The organism is Paenibacillus sp. FSL W8-0919, from assembly GCF_038003785.1.
Classification (GTDB): domain Bacteria; phylum Bacillota; class Bacilli; order Paenibacillales; family Paenibacillaceae; genus Paenibacillus_AQ; species Paenibacillus_AQ lactis.
The window spans coordinates 1,021,408-1,040,705 of the sequence record NZ_JBBOPV010000001.1 but is presented as its reverse complement, the minus strand read 5'-3'; the positions used below and the strand labels follow the sequence as shown (position 1 = coordinate 1,040,705).

The window sequence follows — 19,298 nt, the reverse complement described above, 5'->3', positions numbered from 1 at the left end:
AAATTGAATAGGTGGTTATTAAATGGATTTACAAATATCCGATTTGGAAGGCATGAAGCTAACGGATCTGTATAAGCTGGCCAAGAAATACCAGATTCCGTACTACGGGCAGTTGAAGAAGAAGGAACTGATTTTTGCCATTCTTCGGGCCCAGGCTGAACAGAGCGGTTTAATGTTCATGGAGGGCGTGCTTGAAATCTTGCCGGAGGGCTACGGATTTCTCAGACCGATCAATTACTTGCCGAGCACGGAAGACATTTATATTTCGGCATCCCAGATCCGCAAATTCGATCTGCGTACCGGTGATCTGGTTTCAGGCAAATGCCGGGCGCCTAAAGAGAATGAACGATACTTCGGTCTGCTTCAGGTGAATGCCGTCAACGGCGAGAATCCTGCGGTAGCGGCAGAACGACTGCACTTTCCAGCCTTGACTCCTCTATACCCGCAAGAAAAGCTTGTTCTCGAAACATCCCCTAATCAGTTGTCCACCCGAATCATGGATTTGCTCGCACCGGTAGGTCTAGGACAACGCGGTTTGATTGTGGCACCGCCCAAAGCAGGGAAAACGCTCCTCTTAAAAGAAATTGCCAACAGCATCTCAACCAATTATCCAGATATCGAACTGTTTGTTTTGCTTATCGACGAACGTCCGGAGGAAGTAACGGACATGCAGCGCTCAGTCAAGGGAGAGGTGGTTGCTTCCACGTTCGATGAGCTGCCGGAGAACCATATTAAAGTGGCTGAACTGGTGCTCGAGCGTGCATTACGCTTGGTGGAACATAAGAAGGATGTCGTGATCCTGCTTGACAGCATCACCCGTCTTGCCCGTGCCTACAACCTGGTCATCCCGCCATCGGGCAGAACGCTTAGCGGCGGTATTGATCCTGCGGCGTTCCATCGTCCGAAGCGTTTCTTCGGTTCGGCACGGAACGTGGAGGAAGGCGGAAGCCTGACGATTCTGGCAACTGCGCTGGTCGATACCGGCTCGCGCATGGATGATATCATTTACGAGGAATTTAAGGGTACAGGAAACATGGAGCTTCATTTGGACCGCCGATTTGCGGAGCGCCGTATTTTCCCGGCAATCGACATTCGCCGCTCGGGCACACGGCGTGAAGAAGTGCTCTTGAACAAGGAGGAGCTGGATACGATCTGGGCCATTCGTAAGAACATGAACGATTCGGCCGATTTCGTGGAGGGCTTCTTGAAAAAAATGCGTGACAGCAAAAACAACGCGGAATTTTTGGCAGCATTTGATGTCAGTGCGAACAGCAGCGGATCGGGCAGCTCGGGCAATCCGGCCAGACGTCCGTCCCGTGCATCGCAGACGGCTGCCCCTCAAAGCTAATCCCGAGTACGAAAGCCGGAGAATAGGAGATCAACATGTATTTGGTTTACGCAGATGAACAAGGAAACGTCTATGATCATCCCGAGCTGTTCGGGTTAGCCCGCAGCGCAGATATGATCGTTGAAATATTGGAGGATGAATTAATTCCATTGCCGGAAGGGGCAACGCTGGTCGGACTGCCGAACACCCGCGCCATCGGAATGGATCCCGAGAGCGGTGAGATGCTGCCGCTGGAGGAGGGCTATACCGCGGTAGGTGCTCTGCTTCCGCAGGGCTTTACCCGCCTGTGCCTGCCTGGGTATGTAAAGACCGACAAGGAATACAAGCTCCCGCTCTTCGGATATTCCGCCGTCGTGTGGAAAGACGGAGCCTTCTATACAACGGCCCGGCTGTCCGATGATCCGGAGAAGTGGAATCCGGTTAATTGCGATCTGAATGAGCTTGAGCTTGGAGTAAAGCGGCTGACCGAGAAGTATCCTGATAACCGGTTGTACGAGCATCTCTCGAATTGTGCGCTCGGGTATGAATGCCTTACCGCCTCCAACACCTTCCTGAATCGCTGGGAGGGCGCTGTGCCGGTATCCTATTCCTGCAATGCGGGCTGTTTTGGCTGCATATCGGAACAACCGGATGACAGCGGCTTCGTTGCGCCTCAGACGCGGATGAACTTCCGACCACGGGTGGATGAGCTGGTGCAGGTTATGATGGAGCATCTCAAGACGCCGGATTCAATTATCAGCTTCGGCCAAGGCTGTGAAGGTGAGCCTTCCACGCAGGCCAAGATCATTATCGAGGCAATGAGAGAGGTTCGTTCCCGGACCGACATGGGTTATATCAATATCAATACAAATGCGGGTCTGACCGACTTTATCCGCGGCATTGTCGATGCAGGGCTTGATCTTATGCGGGTAAGTACGATCAGTGCGCTGGATGATCACTATAACGCATACTACAAGCCGCGGGCCTACACATTGGCTAATGTGGAAAAATCTTTGCGCTACGCATCCGATCAAGGCGTGTATACGTCGATCAACTACTTGATCTTCCCGGGCGTAACGGATCGCGAGGAAGAGCTTGAAGCGATGATCGAGTTTGCCCGCCGTACCGGACTTCGTCTCATTCAGCTTCGGAATCTGAACATTGATCCGGAGAGCTATCTTGAGCTGATTCCTCCGGCACGGGGAGAGATTCTTGGGATGAAGCAAGCCATTGAAATTATGCAGGCCGAGCTGCCTGATGTCGTGATCGGTTCCTACACGCATGTTCCTCCCGCCGGTCAGGCGCGGCCTAAGAAAAAGCCTTTAATGAGCTAATTAATGTAGCTGTCGGTAGAGATTTGTCCATCTTGTTTGTAGACGAAGGATGGGAAGCCCATCCATAAACGATGCTTAAGCAAGCATGTTTGCGAGAATCTCCTAAAATCAGGTCCTGGATCCAGTTTTGAGCTTGGCTGAGTATTTGTGTGCGGGCTATTGCGCAATGAAAAATGCCGTGATATACTGATTTTATGTGTCCATATAACTCTGGGTCCGCATGAGGCTCAGGGCGGAAAGAGGTGAAAGGTATAATGAAACAAGAGATTCAACCGAAATATCACGTTACTACAGTAACCTGCGCATGCGGTAACACGTTCGAAACAGGTTCTGTAAAGCCGGATCTTCGTGTCGAGATTTGCTCTAACTGTCACCCGTTCTTCACAGGTAAGCAGAAATTCCTGGATGCTGGCGGTCGTGTTGATAGATTCAAAAAGAAATACGGTATCTAATAACAAGCCCTTCGCCTTTACTGGCCGAAGGGTTTTTGTTTTATTATGGCAGGGCGGGGGGTGACAACTTCTTCCGTCGGTTGCATTTTTGGTGCCCATGCGCTATACTAAAGTTCGCCGTGCTAGATGGGGAGGTAGCGGTGCCCTGTAACTCGCAATCCGCTGTAGCGAGGTTGAATTCCTGTTAGAGGTATTGTCGATGTGAGGCTGGTCCCTGCGCACAATGTTGACGGTTGGGTCCTCCGCAATGAGCACTTGTGAACCTGGTCAGGTCCGGAAGGAAGCAGCCATAAGCAAGCCCGCTCTTGTGCCGGAGGAGTGCCTAGCCCGAGTTGCTGTTCAGGATTGCCGCTCGGATCGCAATTATCAATAACAGGTGCACGGTATTACATAGCATCTACTCTAACACCCTTGCCTAAGGCAAGGGTGTTTTTGGTTAGTGGATGAATAGACGATGAAGCTCTGTAAGGATATCCAGTGGAAGAAATGGTATTTTTCCAGGTACGGCGTGCAATTCTAGAACATGTTCTGTGCGTCGATCCATGTCGATTAATTTGGATAAAGATTTCCAATTAAACGTTTTGCTAAGGCAGGGGAAAGTAGTATAGAATGTAGTATAATAATATCCGTCAGCTGATGGCTGTTGATGCGTTGGTCTGATGAATCGAAGTAGCAAACAACGATGCGCGTATGTTTTCGATACGGGTTAGTCCGGATGATGGATCCGTCCGTTCGAAAAACAACGTGAAGTGGAAGTTGAAAGAGGGTAAAGCACAGTGGAACATATCGCGCTATATCGTGCATGGCGGCCGCAGTCGTTCAGCGACATGGTGGGCCAGCAGCATATTATCCAAACCCTGCAGAATGCTATTCGCGAGCAGCGGGTGTCCCATGCCTACCTGTTCAGCGGTCCGCGGGGCACAGGTAAGACCAGTGCCGCTAAAATTTTGGCCAAAGCCGTGAACTGTGAGCATGGTCCGGCTGAGGAACCCTGCAATACATGTGAAGCCTGCCGGCGAATAACCGCAGGAGCTGTCATGGATGTCCAAGAGATCGACGCGGCTTCCAACCGCGGCGTTGAAGAAATCCGGGATTTGCGGGAGAAGGTCAAATATGCACCAACTGAGGTGCGGCGCAAGGTTTATATTATCGACGAAGTACACATGCTGACAACAGAAGCGTTCAATGCGCTCTTGAAGACGCTCGAGGAGCCGCCGGCACATGTGATGTTTATACTGGCCACCACGGAGCCGCATCGGCTTCCTGCCACCATTATTTCGCGTTGTCAGCGGTTTGATTTCCGGAGAGTTTCGCTTGATGAGCAGACGGGCCGGCTGGAGCGGATCTGTACGGAAGAAGGGATTACGGCTGAGCCCGAGGCGCTCTCGTATATTGCCAGACTTTCCGACGGCGGGATGCGCGATGCGCTGAGCATCCTGGACCAGATCGCTTCCTTTACCGGCGGCACGGTATCCTATCAGCAGGTGCTGGACATGACGGGTGGCATCGCCTCCGAACAGTTCGGCCGATTGGCCGCAGCCCTGAAGCAGGGCGATGCGGGACTCGTGCTGCAGATCGTGGAGCAGTTCATGCAGGAAGGGAAGAGCGCTGACAAGTGCATGGAGAACCTTCTGTACTATTTCCGCGACCTGCTGATGATCAAGATGGTTCCGGATGCCGACAAGCTGACGGATCGTGTGCTGAATCCGGCGGAGTTTCAAGAGATGGCAGGCGCCTTTAGCCGTGAAGAGCTGTTTCAGATGATCGATACGCTGAACCGCTATCAGGGGGAGATGAAGTACGCTTCGCAGCCGCAGACGCTGTTTGAAGTCGCCCTGTTGAAGTTATCGGGCATCGCTCAATCGGCAGGAGCTTCGGCTCAGAGCTCCGCGCAAGCCGGCAGTGCTGCCGACGCGGGTGAGGTGGCCAAGCTGAAGCAGCAGGTTGCCGCGCTGGAGAAGAAGCTGGAGCGTGTCATGCAGAACGGAGTGCCTGCTGGTGCCGGACGTGAAGCTGCCAAGCCGGCAAGAACGCCAGCGCCGAAGGTAGCGTCCACCGCCAAAATACCGCAGCATATGGATCAGTATGTCGCTTCCCGAAGCAGTGAGGCCTTTACAGCCGTGCAGCGGCAGTGGCCGCAGATTTTGCAGAATGTTAAGGAAACGAAGGTTACGGTCCATGCTTGGCTGATGGATGGGGAGCCGGTCTCCGTATGGGAAGACAATGTGCTTGTCGGGTTTAAAAACAACATCCACCGCGAAACGACCGAGAAGCCGGCCAACAAGCAGGTGATCGAGAGTGTGCTGGAGTCTTGCCTCGGCAAGCCGTACAGGCTCGTTACGATGATGCTCCGGGACTGGAGTGAAGCGGTGGAGGGCGTAGGAAAGCCCCAGGCCGAAGAGCTGAAGCTGGAGCATGAAGAGGCCGGAGAGAACGGAGAAAAACCTTGGATTGATGAGGCGATCCAGCTTTTTGGTGAAGACCTCGTTGTCATAAAAGACTAGTGCGCTTAATCGCGTGCACCCTATATGAAGGAGAGATGACTCATGAATAATATGAACCAAATGATGAAGCAGGTTAAGAAAATGCAGGAGCAAATGCTGAAGGCACAGGAAGAACTCGCCACGAAAAAGGTGGAAGGCACTTCCGGCGGCGGCGTTGTTACGGTAGAGGCTAACGGACATAAGCAAATTCTGTCCATTAACATCAAGCCGGAGGCCGTTGATCCTGATGATGTGGAAATGCTTCAGGACTTGGTATTGACCGCGGTGAACGATGCGCTTGCGAAAGCGGAAGAGCTGGCTAATGCCGACATGGGCAAATTCACAGGCGGCATGAAAATCCCGGGCTTGTTCTAATCTAACCTAGAAGGAGTAGTTACATTTGTACTATCCCGAACCGATCGCGAAGCTCATCGACGCCTTTACGCGACTGCCGGGTGTGGGGCCGAAGACGGCTGCCCGCCTGGCTTTTCACGTTTTGAATATGAAGGAAGACGATGTCATTGATTTTGCCAAAGCGCTGGTGAGCGTCAAGCGGAATTTGCATTACTGCTCGGTATGCTGCAACATTACGGATACGGATCCGTGCCGGGTATGCCAGGACAAGACGAGGGACGCATCCGTGATTTGCGTCGTGCAGGATGCGAAGGATCTAGTGGCTATGGAGCGCACGAAGGAGTTTGACGGTTACTATCATGTGCTGCATGGAGCGATATCGCCAATGGAGGGGATCGGGCCGGATGAAATCCGCTTGAAAGAACTTCTCACCCGGCTTAGCGATGAAAGGGTGAAGGAGCTGATTCTGGCAACGAACCCGAATATCGAGGGGGAAGCCACGGCGATGTATATATCGCGACTGGTTCGTCCTTTTGATATTAAAGTAACCCGGATCGCGCATGGGCTGCCTGTCGGCGGTGACTTGGAGTATGCGGATGAAGTGACGCTATCCAAGGCACTTGAGGGACGGCGCGAGTTGAATTGACCTCATACATTATTATTATGGCTGTCAGCCTGCAGGTTCATCCAAAATGTCATGGTGCCATTTAGCCTTAAATAGGCGGAAGCTGCAGAGCGTTAGTTACACATGCCAAATTAACGGGAGGGGTCCCTAAGGGGTCTCTCCCGTTGGATTGTTGCGATTTTAATACAGGCGGGTATCCGGTTTAAACCGGATGCTCGCTTTTTTTATGTAATTAGGCTGGTTACCGAAGATGGCTTGTTCAAGTGCTCGCAGGTTTATGTTCTAAGTTTGTCCTCCCCTTTATATGAATGTTACAGACGGTCTGATCAAGCTGTGACCAATAACGAAGGGGTGAGCCAGATGAGAGTATGGTGGAGACCAGCGAAGAAAGACGAACAGGAAGTATATATAACGGCTGAGGAGCAGGAGCGGATGTGGCATGTGTTTATGGACGTCCGCAAGTCCCAGATGGAATGGGAGCGGGCACATATGATGTTCCAGGAGGCGACAGGACAGGATCAGATTGATTACGCCATCTATATGCTGGAAGCGGCAGAACGGAAGTATCAGATGAATTTAAAACAGGCTAAGCAGTTGAATATTAACTCTGTATTTATGCAGAAGCTTGAACAGCAGCGGGGGAACGGGTAAAGGTAGGCGCAACCCGAGGATCGATTAAGAGGAAAGGAGTTGGACTTAGATGAAGCTGATTGTTCTAGCTGTGCTGTGCATATCATTACTGCTGCTCGTTTATATCATCTTTCGGAGGAAGCTCGGTTTTGGTTGGATGACGGTATTCGGTGCGCATCTGGCCTTGTCTGCACTAGGGATCTACGTCGTGAATTTCTCAGGGATCTTTACGGAAGTCTATATACCGCTGAATCCGATGACCATTGGTACGGTTATGATATTGGGGCTGCCGGGAGTTGCTCTGCTGATCGGATTAAAATTAACGATATTTGGGTAGTTGACGCGGCGCTCGAATCTATGATACATTAATGTTCGCCCGTTTGATTCGGGTTGCTAGCAGGGTGGATGGCAAGACAAAGATTGGTTATGAAATAATTCAAAAAAAGTCTTGACCAATAGCAAGCTAGTATGATATAATATAAAAGTCGCCGCTGAGATGCGGATGACGAAAAGAAACACAGATTGATCTTTGAAAACTGAACAACGAGTGAGTGAGGATTTTACTTGTAAAATCCATTGCGGCATCATTGGACAGGCTTCGGTTTGTCGGATGGTGAAGCATAAATGAGAATTGAACGAATTCTCGTCAGTTTTTCTAAATGAGCTTAATCGCTCTTTCAATCGATCATCCTCGGATGATCCTTATTGGAGAGTTTGATCCTGGCTCAGGACGAACGCTGGCGGCGTGCCTAATACATGCAAGTCGAGCGGACTCGATGAGGAGCTTGCTTCTCTGAGAGTTAGCGGCGGACGGGTGAGTAACACGTAGGCAACCTGCCCTCAAGACTGGGATAACTACCGGAAACGGTAGCTAATACCGGATAATTAAATCTGCTGCATGGCAGAGTTATGAAAGGCGGAGCAATCTGTCACTTGAGGATGGGCCTGCGGCGCATTAGCTAGTTGGTGAGGTAACGGCTCACCAAGGCGACGATGCGTAGCCGACCTGAGAGGGTGAACGGCCACACTGGGACTGAGACACGGCCCAGACTCCTACGGGAGGCAGCAGTAGGGAATCTTCCGCAATGGGCGAAAGCCTGACGGAGCAACGCCGCGTGAGTGATGAAGGTTTTCGGATCGTAAAGCTCTGTTGCCAGGGAAGAACGTCTCATAGAGTAACTGCTATGAGAGTGACGGTACCTGAGAAGAAAGCCCCGGCTAACTACGTGCCAGCAGCCGCGGTAATACGTAGGGGGCAAGCGTTGTCCGGAATTATTGGGCGTAAAGCGCGCGCAGGCGGTTCTTTAAGTCTGGTGTTTAAACCCGAGGCTCAACTTCGGGACGCACTGGAAACTGGGGAACTTGAGTGCAGAAGAGGAGAGTGGAATTCCACGTGTAGCGGTGAAATGCGTAGATATGTGGAGGAACACCAGTGGCGAAGGCGACTCTCTGGGCTGTAACTGACGCTGAGGCGCGAAAGCGTGGGGAGCGAACAGGATTAGATACCCTGGTAGTCCACGCCGTAAACGATGAATGCTAGGTGTTAGGGGTTTCGATACCCTTGGTGCCGAAGTTAACACATTAAGCATTCCGCCTGGGGAGTACGGTCGCAAGACTGAAACTCAAAGGAATTGACGGGGACCCGCACAAGCAGTGGAGTATGTGGTTTAATTCGAAGCAACGCGAAGAACCTTACCAAGTCTTGACATCCCTCTGAATCCTCTAGAGATAGAGGCGGCCTTCGGGACAGAGGAGACAGGTGGTGCATGGTTGTCGTCAGCTCGTGTCGTGAGATGTTGGGTTAAGTCCCGCAACGAGCGCAACCCTTGATCTTAGTTGCCAGCACTCTGGGTGGGCACTCTAAGGTGACTGCCGGTGACAAACCGGAGGAAGGTGGGGATGACGTCAAATCATCATGCCCCTTATGACTTGGGCTACACACGTACTACAATGGCTGGTACAACGGGAAGCGAAGCCGCGAGGTGGAGCCAATCCTAAAAAGCCAGTCTCAGTTCGGATTGCAGGCTGCAACTCGCCTGCATGAAGTCGGAATTGCTAGTAATCGCGGATCAGCATGCCGCGGTGAATACGTTCCCGGGTCTTGTACACACCGCCCGTCACACCACGAGAGTTTACAACACCCGAAGTCGGTGGGGTAACCCTTACGGGAGCCAGCCGCCGAAGGTGGGGTAGATGATTGGGGTGAAGTCGTAACAAGGTAGCCGTATCGGAAGGTGCGGCTGGATCACCTCCTTTCTATGGAGTACCTCGCTTCCGTAGCGAAGCGGTACAAATACGGTCAGCGCAAGCTGCCGGATAAATAGGCTTTACGAAGTAAAGTCAACCAACTCACTCGTTGGTCAGTTTTGAGAGGTCAATCCTTTCATACATACGTTTGGTGATGATGGCGGAAGGGTTCCACGCGTTCCCATACCGAACACGACCGTTAAGCCTTCCAGCGCCGATGGTACTTGGACCGAAGGGTCCCGGGAGAGTAGGACGTTGCCAAGCGTATGATATGGGCCCTTAGCTCAGCTGGTTAGAGCGCACCCCTGATAAGGGTGAGGTCGGTGGTTCGAGTCCACTAGGGCCCACCATAACAACTTTATATACTTCCTAATATGGGGCTATAGCTCAGCTGGGAGAGCGCCTGCCTTGCACGCAGGAGGTCAGGGGTTCGATCCCCCTTGGCTCCACCATATTTATTCTTAACGCTTCCATAAATTGCAGGTTGTACTGTGATGGAGGTTGTGGTAAGATAATCTTCCGGTCGAAAGACTGGCATTGATCCTTGAAAACTAGATAACGAAACGAATTTGCGTTTTAGAAATATCCTTCTCTAACGACTTGTGTCAAGTGATTGACCAAGAAGTGAAAGAGTAGCGTTAGAGCGAAAGATTCGTGACAGGTGATCCTTTGGAAGCTTGTTTCACCATTGAGTGGTTTTATCCAATCAGGAAACAAGCGAACAACAGAGCACATGGCACGAAGCTGGAGCGACATGGTTAAGCTACTAAGAGCACACGGAGGATGCCTAGGCGCTAGGAGCCGATGAAGGACGTGGCGAACAACGATACTGCCTCGGGGAGCTGTAAGCAAGCTTCGATCCGGGGATGTCCGAATGGGGAAACCCGGCTGGTGTAATAGCCAGTCACTTCTGCCTGAATACATAGGGCAGCTAGAGGCATACCCAGGGAACTGAAACATCTAAGTACCTGGAGGAAGAGAAAACAAGAGTGATTCCGTCAGTAGCGGCGAGCGAACGCGGAACAGCCTAAACCAGAGAGCTTGCTCTCTGGGGTTGTGGGACGTCTCACATGGAGTTACAAAGGTTTAGATTAGACGAACAGGTCTGGAAAGGCCGGCCATAGAAGGTAAAAGCCCTGTAATCGAAAATGTGAACCCTCCGAGACGGATCCCGAGTAGTGCGGGGCACGTGAAACCCCGTATGAATCCAGCAGGACCATCTGCTAAGGCTAAATACTCCCTAGCGACCGATAGTGAAGCAGTACCGTGAGGGAAAGGTGAAAAGCACCCCGGAAGGGGAGTGAAATAGAACCTGAAACCGTGTGCTTACAAGAAGTCAGAGCCCATTATAGGGGTGATGGCGTGCCTTTTGTAGAATGAACCGGCGAGTTACGTTCCCATGCAAGGTTAAGGCGAGAAGCCGTAGCCGCAGCGAAAGCGAGTCTGAATAGGGCGACTTAGTATGTGGACGTAGACCCGAAACCGTGTGATCTACCCCTGTCCAGGGTGAAGGTGCGGTAACACGCACTGGAGGCCCGAACCCACGTACGTTGAAAAGTGCGGGGATGAGGTGGGGGTAGCGGAGAAATTCCAATCGAACTCGGAGATAGCTGGTTCTCCCCGAAATAGCTTTAGGGCTAGCCTCGGAAATTAGAGTCGTGGAGGTAGAGCACTGATTGGGTGCGGGGCCCGCAAGGGTTACCAAGCTCAGTCAAACTCCGAATGCCATAGACTTATATCCGGGAGTCAGACAGTGAGTGCTAAGATCCATTGTCAAAAGGGAAACAGCCCAGACCATCAGCTAAGGTCCCCAAGTGTGTGTTAAGTGGGAAAGGATGTGGAGTTGCACAGACAACCAGGATGTTGGCTTAGAAGCAGCCACCATTTAAAGAGTGCGTAATAGCTCACTGGTCGAGTGACTCTGCGCCGAAAATGTAACGGGGCTAAACACACCACCGAAGCTATGGCTTGATGCTTGCATCAGGGGTAGGGGAGCGTTGTATGCAGGTTGAAGGTGTACCGTAAGGAGCGCTGGACAGCATACAAGTGAGAATGCCGGTATGAGTAACGAAAAGATCAGTGAGAATCTGATCCGCCGAAAGCCCAAGGTTTCCTGAGGAAGGCTCGTCCGCTCAGGGTAAGTCGGGACCTAAGGCGAGGCCGAAAGGCGTAGTCGAAGGACAACAGGTTGAAATTCCTGTACCACCGTAAACCGTTATGAACGATGGGGTGACGCAGGAGGGTAGTGACGCGGACTGATGGATGTCCGTCCAAGCAGTGAGGCTGATGTGTAGGCAAATCCGCACATCGTAAGGCTGGGCTGTGATGGGGAGTGAAAATTACAGTAGCGAAGGTCATGATCTCACACTGCCAAGAAAAGCCTCTAGTCAGGTGAAGGTGCCCGTACCGCAAACCGACACAGGTAGGCGAGAAGAGAATTCTAAGGCGCGCGGAAGAACTCTCGTTAAGGAACTCGGCAAAATGACCCCGTAACTTCGGGAGAAGGGGTGCCTCGGTAGGGTGAATAGCCCGAGGGGGCCGCAGTGAAAAGGCCCAAGCGACTGTTTAGCAAAAACACAGGTCTGTGCGAAGCCGCAAGGCGAAGTATACGGGCTGACGCCTGCCCGGTGCTGGAAGGTTAAGGGGAGCGGTTAGGAGGTAACTCCGAAGCTGTGAACCGAAGCCCCAGTAAACGGCGGCCGTAACTATAACGGTCCTAAGGTAGCGAAATTCCTTGTCAGGTAAATTCTGACCCGCACGAATGGCGTAACGACTTGGGCGCTGTCTCAACGAGAGATCCGGTGAAATTTTAATACCTGTGAAGATGCAGGTTACCCGCGACAAGACGGAAAGACCCCATGGAGCTTTACTGCAGCTTGATATTGGATTTGGGTACGATCTGTACAGGATAGGTGGGAGCCTAAGAAGCATGAGCGCCAGCTTGTGTGGAGGCGACGTTGGGATACCACCCTGATCGTATCTAGGTTCTAACCTGGTACCGTGATCCGGTACGGGGACAGTGTCAGGCGGGCAGTTTGACTGGGGCGGTCGCCTCCTAAAGAGTAACGGAGGCGCCCCAAGGTTCCCTCAGAATGGTTGGAAATCATTCGAAGAGTGCAAAGGCATAAGGGAGCTTGACTGCGAGACCTACAAGTCGAGCAGGGACGAAAGTCGGGCTTAGTGATCCGGTGGTACCGCATGGAAGGGCCATCGCTCAACGGATAAAAGCTACCCTGGGGATAACAGGCTTATCTCCCCCAAGAGTCCACATCGACGGGGAGGTTTGGCACCTCGATGTCGGCTCATCGCATCCTGGGGCTGAAGTAGGTCCCAAGGGTTGGGCTGTTCGCCCATTAAAGCGGTACGCGAGCTGGGTTCAGAACGTCGTGAGACAGTTCGGTCCCTATCTGTCGTGGGCGTAGGAAATTTGAGAGGAGCTGTCCTTAGTACGAGAGGACCGGGATGGACGTACCGCTGGTGCACCAGTTGTTCCGCCAGGAGCATGGCTGGGTAGCTACGTACGGACGGGATAAGCGCTGAAAGCATCTAAGCGTGAAGCCCCCCTCAAGATGAGATTTCCCAATTAGTAAGACCCCTTGAAGACGACGAGGTAGATAGGTTGGAGGTGGAAGTGCAGCAATGCATGGAGCTGACCAATACTAATCGGTCGAGGGCTTATCCTAAAATTACCCCAAAAAGTGAAGCGAAGCTTTGAAGCGGATGCCGAATACTTTTCGGGGACCCCGATCCAACATTGGGGAAATGCTACGGATTCTAAACAACGCAAAGACGTTTCGTATCTAGTTTTCAGGGTTCAATCTCTGAAACTGCATAATAAGTTATGATGGAGAGATACCCAAGTGGCTATAAGGGGACCCTCTGCTAAGGGGTTAGACTGCGTAAGCGGTGCGAGGGTTCGAATCCCTCTCTCTCCGCCATTGATATAACTTGAATGCATAAGAATTTGTTATGGCGGCGTAGCTCAGCTGGCTAGAGCGTACGGTTCATACCCGTGAGGTCGGGGGTTCGATCCCCTCCGCCGCTACCATACATATTCGGAGGCTTAGCTCAGCTGGGAGAGCATCTGCCTTACAAGCAGAGGGTCGGGGGTTCGATCCCCTCAGCCTCCACCATGAATATTTTGTGCGTCCTTATATGCGCCGGTGTAGCTCAATTGGTAGAGCAACTGACTTGTAATCAGTAGGTTGGGGGTTCAAGTCCTCTCGCCGGCACCATCTAAAATGCGGAACTGTGGTGTAGAGGCCTAACATGCCTGCCTGTCACGCAGGAGATCGCGGGTTCGAATCCCGTCAGTTCCGCCATTTTATTTACCAGCATAAAAGTGAATCGGTTTCCACAGATTAAAGTGGGAAGTGTTACACTCCGCACTTTATTTTTATGCCAATTACATATGGCTCGGTAGCTCAGTCGGTAGAGCAGAGGACTGAAAATCCTCGTGTCGGCGGTTCGATTCCGTCCCGAGCCACCTTTATATTTTGGAGGATTAGCGAAGTGGCCAAACGCAGCAGACTGTAAATCTGTTCTCGTACGAGTTCGGTGGTTCGAATCCATCATCCTCCACCAGTATCACGAGCCATTAGCTCAGTTGGTAGAGCACCTGACTTTTAATCAGGGTGTCGAAGGTTCGAGTCCTTCATGGCTCATCTCAAAAGTCGTCAACATTGTTGGCGGCTTTTTTGTTGTTCTTCTGTTTTTCTAGGCTTGAGTTGTAGGGGGATTTGAACGGGAGAAGGGGAAGCTTACCGTCCGAGCGTCGACGCTGATCATCGTGCAACAGTCATCATTAGACCGAGCGCCGCGAGAGACACGCGGTAAGAAGATTTGTTGAGGCTACCCGCATGATATTGTCGCTCCCGGCGGTTCGTGTGCTAAAATAAGAAAAAAACGATAAAGTGGTGGGGACATCAATGGAGATGGAGCACATCGTTCAGCAGCTGGAGCAGACCCTGGGCATATCCCTGAGATTGAAAACATTGAATGAGCAAGAATATGGAGAACTCGCTAAGGCGCTAGCGGCTTCTCAAGATGATGCGGTGAGTATCGGCGGGTCACAAGGCAAGCGGTCGACTCAATCCAAGGCGAAAAGTCCTCAATTTCAGCACGGACAAGCCAGGTCCATGACGCTAACGGCAGCCGGTGCCTATGACAACGAAGCACTCGGTGAGATTTGGATCCCGATCCAAATGCAGAAACCGGGTATCGTGATTGCAGCGGCCCGGGGGGATTTAACCGTTTCGGAAATCCGGCTCATTGAGCTATGGCTCTCCACACTGCGAGGAGCCTCATCTTTAAATGCCAAGAGCGGTTCTAAAGCTGAGGAGGAGCGTTCTGCACAGCAGCTGGGCGCATGGCTGAAGGAGTGCTTGGAAGCAGGTGAGCAGGTTGCCGAGCTGCCTGAAGAGCTGCCGATCCGTTCAAGCCTGTCGGCGGATATGGTGCCGTTTCTGCTCCTGAATGAAAGCGAACATGCCCCGGCCCCGAGCTATAAGGCATTGCAGCGACTATTACGGAGCTATTTTGACGGAGACATTGTACTTGTGCCGCTGCATGAGAAGGAATGGCTCATTCTGGCAGAGCAGCAGCTGCTGGTGGGCATTGTGGATGATAAAGAAGAGCTTACTGCCGAAGGGGAGCAGGACTCGCTGGCCTTATTCTGTATGGGGCTATACGAGCTGATCTCTACGGAATGGGTCGGGGACTTTCATATATCGGCCATACCTTCCGTAAATGCCTTACACGCCCTTCCGCAGGCGGTGAACATGCTGAGGGAAACGATGACCATCGGGCGTACGTTTCAGGTTAAGGAACATATACACCTGTCGACCGGGCTTCATTTAGAACGTTTGGTATACAGTATTCCCGAATACCAGCGCAATTTATTTTTACGAGAGTATGCCGCCGGTCATACCGATCTGTTCGAGGATAGCGAGACGTTATCGACGCTGGAATCCTTCTTCGAGCTGGACTGCAACGTCAGTGAGACGGCCAAGCATCTGTATATCCACCGGAACACGCTGCTGTACCGCCTGGATAAGATCAAGCAGGAAACGGGGCTGGACGTTCGAAGCTTCAGCGATGCGGTATTAGTGAAAATAACACTGCTATTGTATAAAGTGACGAAAAGGAAATAGGTTTTTTGTGCAGATTGTGTATAGCAAGTCAGGTGCCCATCAGGTAATATAATATTATAAATTGTATTCGATTTCATAACTTTCCTAAGAGGGGGCAAATGCACATGGCAGGTGTACGCTTAGAGCATATTTACAAGAAGTATCCAGGTGCGGATAAAGCAACGGTAATCGACGTGAATCTTGATATTAAAGATAAAGAATTCTTGGTATTGGTAGGTCCGTCCGGTTGCGGTAAGTCCACAACGCTGCGTATGATCGCAGGTCTTGAGGAAATTTCCGAAGGTAAACTCTACATTGGCGACCGCGTCGTTAACGATGTAGCTCCTAAAGATCGTGACATCGCGATGGTGTTCCAGTCCTACGCGTTGTATCCGCATATGAACGTATATCAGAACATGGCATTCGGCCTGAAACTCCGTAAAGTGAAGAAAGACGAAATCGACAAGCGTGTACGTGAAGCAGCAAAAATTCTGGATATCGAGCATTTGCTGGACCGCAAGCCGAAGGCTCTCTCCGGTGGTCAGCGTCAGCGCGTTGCCTTGGGCCGTGCGATCGTCCGCGATCCGCAAGTCTTCCTGATGGACGAACCGCTTTCCAACTTGGATGCGAAGCTCCGCGGTCAGATGCGTGCAGAAATCACAAAGCTGGTTAAGCGCCTTGAAACCACTTGTATCTACGTAACGCACGACCAGACAGAGGCCATGACGATGGGTGACCGTATCGTCGTTATGCAGGATGGTATCATTCAGCAAGCCGACTCTCCGGAGCAGCTGTACAACAACCCAAGAAACCTGTTCGTTGCAGGCTTCATCGGTTCCCCAACCATGAACTTTATTAACGGTAAGCTGTCCGAGCAGAACGGCGGCGTATACTTTACTGCCGATGGACTGAATGTACAGGTTCCAGGCGGTAAGGCACAGCTTCTGAAGAATAAATCGATGATCGGCAAGGAAGTTATTATGGGTGTTCGTCCAGAAGATATCCATGAAGAGCCAGTATTCCTGGAAGCTTCCCCGAACACAATCTTCACGGCTAAAGTTGACGTTACAGAGAACCTCGGTCACGAGATGCTCTTGTACCTGAGCGGACTTGGTACGGATACCGTAATCGGCCGCGTTGACGGACGTTCCACTACTCGTGAAGGCGACAATGTGAAATTGGCTATCGACATGAACAAAGTTCATATCTTTGATAAAGAGTCCGAATTGAACGTATTGGTGGAGGACTAATCCCCAAGGCAGAAACGGCTAACTCTTGAAAAACCGCCCCTCAAGGGCGGTTTTTTTAGGTATTCGATGAGGGTGACCATGATATGAAATCAGCAGCATGAGCGATAACCTGAATTGCAATCCTTGGTTTTTTTCGATAAGATAAGCACAAAGCAGGGCCTACATCACGAATGCTAAGAATAGGATTGAGACAGCTGCGTACTAAGGCCACATCATTGCATGATGAAGTTTGGCATCGCCGTAAAACCGGCGACAACCGATGAAACAAATCATGGATAACGGGTCTTTCAGCCTATTAAGGCAGGCTTCGTTATGATGTTTACATACTGGATGAAGAGGGGTAAGACCATGGCCAAGAAAGTAAAAGTGTCCGAGCTGGTCCAACAATTCCAGCTGGAGGTCATTTCGGGCGAGGAGGGCTTGAAACGTCAGATTACAACGGATGATCTTAACCGCCCGGGTCTAGAGATGGCAGGTTATTTCGAATACCATCCGCGTGAGCGCGTACAGCTTTTGGGACGGACAGAGCTGGCATTTTTCGGTATGCTCAAGCCTGAGGAGCGAAAGGAGCGGATGCGCAGCCTGTGCACGGATGAAACACCATGCATTGTCGTAACCCGTTCCCTGGAAGTGCCGGAAGAGTTAGTTGAAGTCAGCAAAGAGAAGGGCTTGCCGGTGCTGCGGAGCAGTATGGCAACTACCATTTTAACAAGCCGATTTACGAGCTTCCTAGAGCGTCGACTGGCTCCGACGACTACGATCCACGGCGTATTATGCGATGTGTATGGCGTAGGGATGCTTATCACCGGTTCAAGCGGGATCGGGAAAAGCGAGACCGCCCTGGAGCTGGTGAAGCGGGGACATCGCTTAATTGCGGACGATGCGGTGGAGATTCGCCAAACCTCCGATTTTCAGCTTCATGGCACGGCGCCGGAGTTAATCCGTCACCTGCTGGAAATCCGCGGAGTCGGCATTATCAACGTCATGACATTGTTCGGCGCCGGTGCCGTCCGGAACAACAAACGAATCACGCTGGTCGTTCGTTTGGAGGCCTGGCAGCAGGATAAGCAGTATGACCGTTTGGGATTGGATGAAGAGACGACACGCATTATTGATACCGACATTCCTCTAGTGACCATTCCGGTTCGTCCTGGGCGTAACCTTGCGGTTATTATTGAAGTTGCGGCAATGAATTACCGATTGAAGCAAATGGGACTCAACGCGGCACTTCAGTTTACGAACAAATTAACAGCAACGATTAACGAAGATATGGATGACTTGGATTAGGACTAGGGGAGGTTAAGTTATGACGCAAACATTACTTATCGATCCAGTGGCGTTCTCCATTGGATCGCTGAGTGTTCATTGGTATGGCCTGATTCTGGGCTTAGGCGCATTGGTCGGGCTGCTCTTGGCCATTCGGGAAGGGAAACGGTTCGGTATTCCGCAGGAATTTTTCATGGATCTGCTGCTGCTTGGGGTTCCATCCGCAATCATTGCTGCACGTATTTATTATGTGGCTTTCAAGTGGGAAGACTACAAGGATAATTTCCTGGACGTGTTCAAAATTTGGAATGGCGGGATCGCCATTTATGGTGCGCTGATCGGCGCCGTTATTTGCGCTGTCATTTATGTGCGCAGGAAAGGCTATTCGTTCTGGCGGATTGCCGATATCTGTGCGCCGTCCTTGCTCGCCGGTCAAATTATCGGACGCTGGGGAAACTTTGTGAACCAGGAAGCGTACGGCGGACCGGTAGAGGAGTCCTTTTTGCGCAACACGCTGAACCTGCCGGATTTTATCGTCAATCAAATGAATGTGCAGGGAGTCTTTCATCACCCGACCTTCCTGTATGAGTCGTTATGGAACGTTGTCGGCATCATCCTGGTCCTGATTATACGGAGACTTCGGTTTCTGCGGGCCGGCGAGCTGTTTATCGGTTACTTTATCTGGTATTCCATCGGGCGGTTCTTTATCGAAGCTGTTCGAACGGACAGCTTGGCGTTCCAGGGAGCACAACCCGTGGCAGACTTCATCAACAATACGCTGTGGGCTCCAATGAGATGGATGGGCTTCGAGCTCGGGTATCTGGACCCGGCTTATGGCAACATCCGGATATCGCAGCTCTTGTCGATCCTGCTCGTGATCGGGGGCATTGTGCTCATTATCGTGCGGCGGGTGACGGGAAAAGCCAACGAACGGTACCTGGACCCGATTGTCTCCACAAAGGCAGTCTCCGAAGCGCCAGAAGCCGACCCGCAAGCCGGGAAGAGTCCGGTTTCGGCTGCCAAGGCTTCTGAGCCGGTGTCCGCAAACCGAACCGATAAGGTGCAGGAAGACGCTAACGTCAAAATCCAGGAGGAGGATCGCCCCGCAACCCCGCGCGATTCGGGCAATGGGGAGTCTGATTCGTATACAGAGGATCCGGCCTTGAAGCCGGACACGGAGGATAAAAAGGAGTAGCAGC

At 51.7% G+C, this 19,298-nt stretch carries 12 protein-coding genes, 10 tRNA genes, 3 rRNA genes and 1 other RNA gene; all 26 read left to right on the top strand.

Features of this window, described 5'->3' with window-relative positions; all coding sequences use genetic code 11:
* Positions 1–22 precede the first annotated feature (22 nt).
* The 26 genes from rho (at position 23) to lgt (ending at position 19,294) form a co-directional block, all read left to right on the top strand.
* The gene (gene rho, locus NST44_RS04450) at positions 23–1,348 is read left to right on the top strand and encodes a transcription termination factor Rho (protein ID WP_007133129.1); all 1,326 of its coding nucleotides are present in this window, start codon (positions 23–25) and stop codon (positions 1,346–1,348) included.
* A gap of 35 nt (positions 1,349–1,383) precedes the next feature.
* Positions 1,384–2,661: a radical SAM protein gene (locus NST44_RS04445; RefSeq protein ID WP_007133128.1), complete on the top strand. Its 1,278-nt coding sequence runs from the start codon at positions 1,384–1,386 to the stop codon at positions 2,659–2,661.
* A 254-nt stretch (positions 2,662–2,915) separates the two neighbouring features.
* The gene (gene rpmE, locus NST44_RS04440; protein ID WP_028406562.1) at positions 2,916–3,113 is read left to right on the top strand and encodes a 50S ribosomal protein L31; all 198 of its coding nucleotides are present in this window, start codon (positions 2,916–2,918) and stop codon (positions 3,111–3,113) included.
* Positions 3,114–3,230: 117 nt separating this feature from the next.
* An RNA gene (gene ffs, locus NST44_RS04435) (signal recognition particle sRNA large type) lies at positions 3,231–3,497 on the top strand.
* Between the two features lie 392 nt (positions 3,498–3,889).
* Complete coding sequence (dnaX, locus tag NST44_RS04430; protein ID WP_007133127.1) at positions 3,890–5,617, top strand: DNA polymerase III subunit gamma/tau; 1,728 nt, start codon at positions 3,890–3,892, stop codon at positions 5,615–5,617.
* A 42-nt stretch (positions 5,618–5,659) separates the two neighbouring features.
* On the top strand, positions 5,660–5,971 hold the full coding sequence (locus tag NST44_RS04425; protein ID WP_007133126.1) for a YbaB/EbfC family nucleoid-associated protein: 312 nt from the start codon (positions 5,660–5,662) through the stop codon (positions 5,969–5,971).
* Between the two features lie 25 nt (positions 5,972–5,996).
* Positions 5,997–6,596, top strand: coding sequence for a recombination mediator RecR (gene recR, locus NST44_RS04420; protein WP_007133125.1), 600 nt, complete (start codon positions 5,997–5,999; stop codon positions 6,594–6,596).
* Positions 6,597–6,935: 339 nt separating this feature from the next.
* Entirely contained in the window at positions 6,936–7,226 is a 291-nt protein-coding gene (locus NST44_RS04415; protein WP_028407137.1) for a DUF2508 family protein, read from the top strand.
* Positions 7,227–7,275: 49 nt separating this feature from the next.
* A complete protein-coding gene (locus NST44_RS04410; protein ID WP_007133123.1) occupies positions 7,276–7,542 on the top strand; it encodes a pro-sigmaK processing inhibitor BofA family protein in 267 nt (88 codons plus the stop codon).
* 365 nt (positions 7,543–7,907) lie between these two features.
* Positions 7,908–9,461, top strand: a 16S ribosomal RNA gene (locus tag NST44_RS04405).
* 138 nt (positions 9,462–9,599) lie between these two features.
* Positions 9,600–9,716: ribosomal RNA gene (rrf, locus tag NST44_RS04400) — 5S ribosomal RNA — on the top strand.
* A gap of 9 nt (positions 9,717–9,725) precedes the next feature.
* Positions 9,726–9,802: transfer RNA gene (locus tag NST44_RS04395), tRNA-Ile, on the top strand.
* A gap of 26 nt (positions 9,803–9,828) precedes the next feature.
* Positions 9,829–9,904 (top strand) — tRNA-Ala (locus tag NST44_RS04390).
* Between the two features lie 304 nt (positions 9,905–10,208).
* Positions 10,209–13,135: ribosomal RNA gene (locus NST44_RS04385) — 23S ribosomal RNA — on the top strand.
* The 16S, 23S and 5S rRNA genes sit together here with 10 tRNA genes alongside, the layout of an rRNA operon.
* Before the next feature lie 163 nt (positions 13,136–13,298).
* Positions 13,299–13,390 (top strand) — tRNA-Ser (locus NST44_RS04380).
* 33 nt (positions 13,391–13,423) lie between these two features.
* Positions 13,424–13,500 (top strand) — tRNA-Met (locus tag NST44_RS04375).
* 9 nt (positions 13,501–13,509) lie between these two features.
* Positions 13,510–13,585: transfer RNA gene (locus tag NST44_RS04370), tRNA-Val, on the top strand.
* A 26-nt stretch (positions 13,586–13,611) separates the two neighbouring features.
* A tRNA-Thr gene (locus tag NST44_RS04365) sits at positions 13,612–13,687 on the top strand.
* A gap of 10 nt (positions 13,688–13,697) precedes the next feature.
* Positions 13,698–13,774: transfer RNA gene (locus NST44_RS04360), tRNA-Asp, on the top strand.
* Between the two features lie 91 nt (positions 13,775–13,865).
* Positions 13,866–13,938 (top strand) — tRNA-Phe (locus NST44_RS04355).
* A gap of 12 nt (positions 13,939–13,950) precedes the next feature.
* Positions 13,951–14,036, top strand: a tRNA-Tyr gene (locus tag NST44_RS04350).
* Between the two features lie 7 nt (positions 14,037–14,043).
* Positions 14,044–14,116, top strand: a tRNA-Lys gene (locus NST44_RS04345).
* A 264-nt stretch (positions 14,117–14,380) separates the two neighbouring features.
* The gene (locus NST44_RS04340) at positions 14,381–15,604 is read left to right on the top strand and encodes a PucR family transcriptional regulator (RefSeq protein WP_007132959.1); all 1,224 of its coding nucleotides are present in this window, start codon (positions 14,381–14,383) and stop codon (positions 15,602–15,604) included.
* A 104-nt stretch (positions 15,605–15,708) separates the two neighbouring features.
* On the top strand, positions 15,709–16,833 hold the full coding sequence (locus NST44_RS04335) for an ABC transporter ATP-binding protein (protein WP_007132960.1): 1,125 nt from the start codon (positions 15,709–15,711) through the stop codon (positions 16,831–16,833).
* A gap of 348 nt (positions 16,834–17,181) precedes the next feature.
* Positions 17,182–18,120, top strand: a complete 939-nt coding sequence (hprK, locus tag NST44_RS04330; RefSeq protein ID WP_007132961.1) for an HPr(Ser) kinase/phosphatase — start codon at positions 17,182–17,184, stop codon at positions 18,118–18,120.
* Positions 18,121–18,139: 19 nt separating this feature from the next.
* Positions 18,140–19,294 (top strand): prolipoprotein diacylglyceryl transferase, encoded by a 1,155-nt coding sequence (lgt, locus tag NST44_RS04325; protein WP_007132962.1) that lies wholly within the window; start codon positions 18,140–18,142, stop codon positions 19,292–19,294.
* Positions 19,295–19,298: the final 4 nt, after the last annotated feature.

Coding starts and splice junctions, on each gene's coding strand:
- hprK (WP_007132961.1), top strand. CDS start 17,182: ATGGCCAAGAAAGTAAAAGTGTCCGAGCTGGTCCAACAATTCCAGCTG.
- rpmE (WP_028406562.1), top strand. CDS start 2,916: ATGAAACAAGAGATTCAACCGAAATATCACGTTACTACAGTAACCTGC.
- NST44_RS04425 (WP_007133126.1), top strand. CDS start 5,660: ATGAATAATATGAACCAAATGATGAAGCAGGTTAAGAAAATGCAGGAG.
- NST44_RS04340 (WP_007132959.1), top strand. CDS start 14,381: ATGGAGATGGAGCACATCGTTCAGCAGCTGGAGCAGACCCTGGGCATA.
- NST44_RS04335 (WP_007132960.1), top strand. CDS start 15,709: ATGGCAGGTGTACGCTTAGAGCATATTTACAAGAAGTATCCAGGTGCG.
- NST44_RS04415 (WP_028407137.1), top strand. CDS start 6,936: ATGAGAGTATGGTGGAGACCAGCGAAGAAAGACGAACAGGAAGTATAT.
- rho (WP_007133129.1), top strand. CDS start 23: ATGGATTTACAAATATCCGATTTGGAAGGCATGAAGCTAACGGATCTG.
- NST44_RS04410 (WP_007133123.1), top strand. CDS start 7,276: ATGAAGCTGATTGTTCTAGCTGTGCTGTGCATATCATTACTGCTGCTC.
- lgt (WP_007132962.1), top strand. CDS start 18,140: ATGACGCAAACATTACTTATCGATCCAGTGGCGTTCTCCATTGGATCG.
- NST44_RS04445 (WP_007133128.1), top strand. CDS start 1,384: ATGTATTTGGTTTACGCAGATGAACAAGGAAACGTCTATGATCATCCC.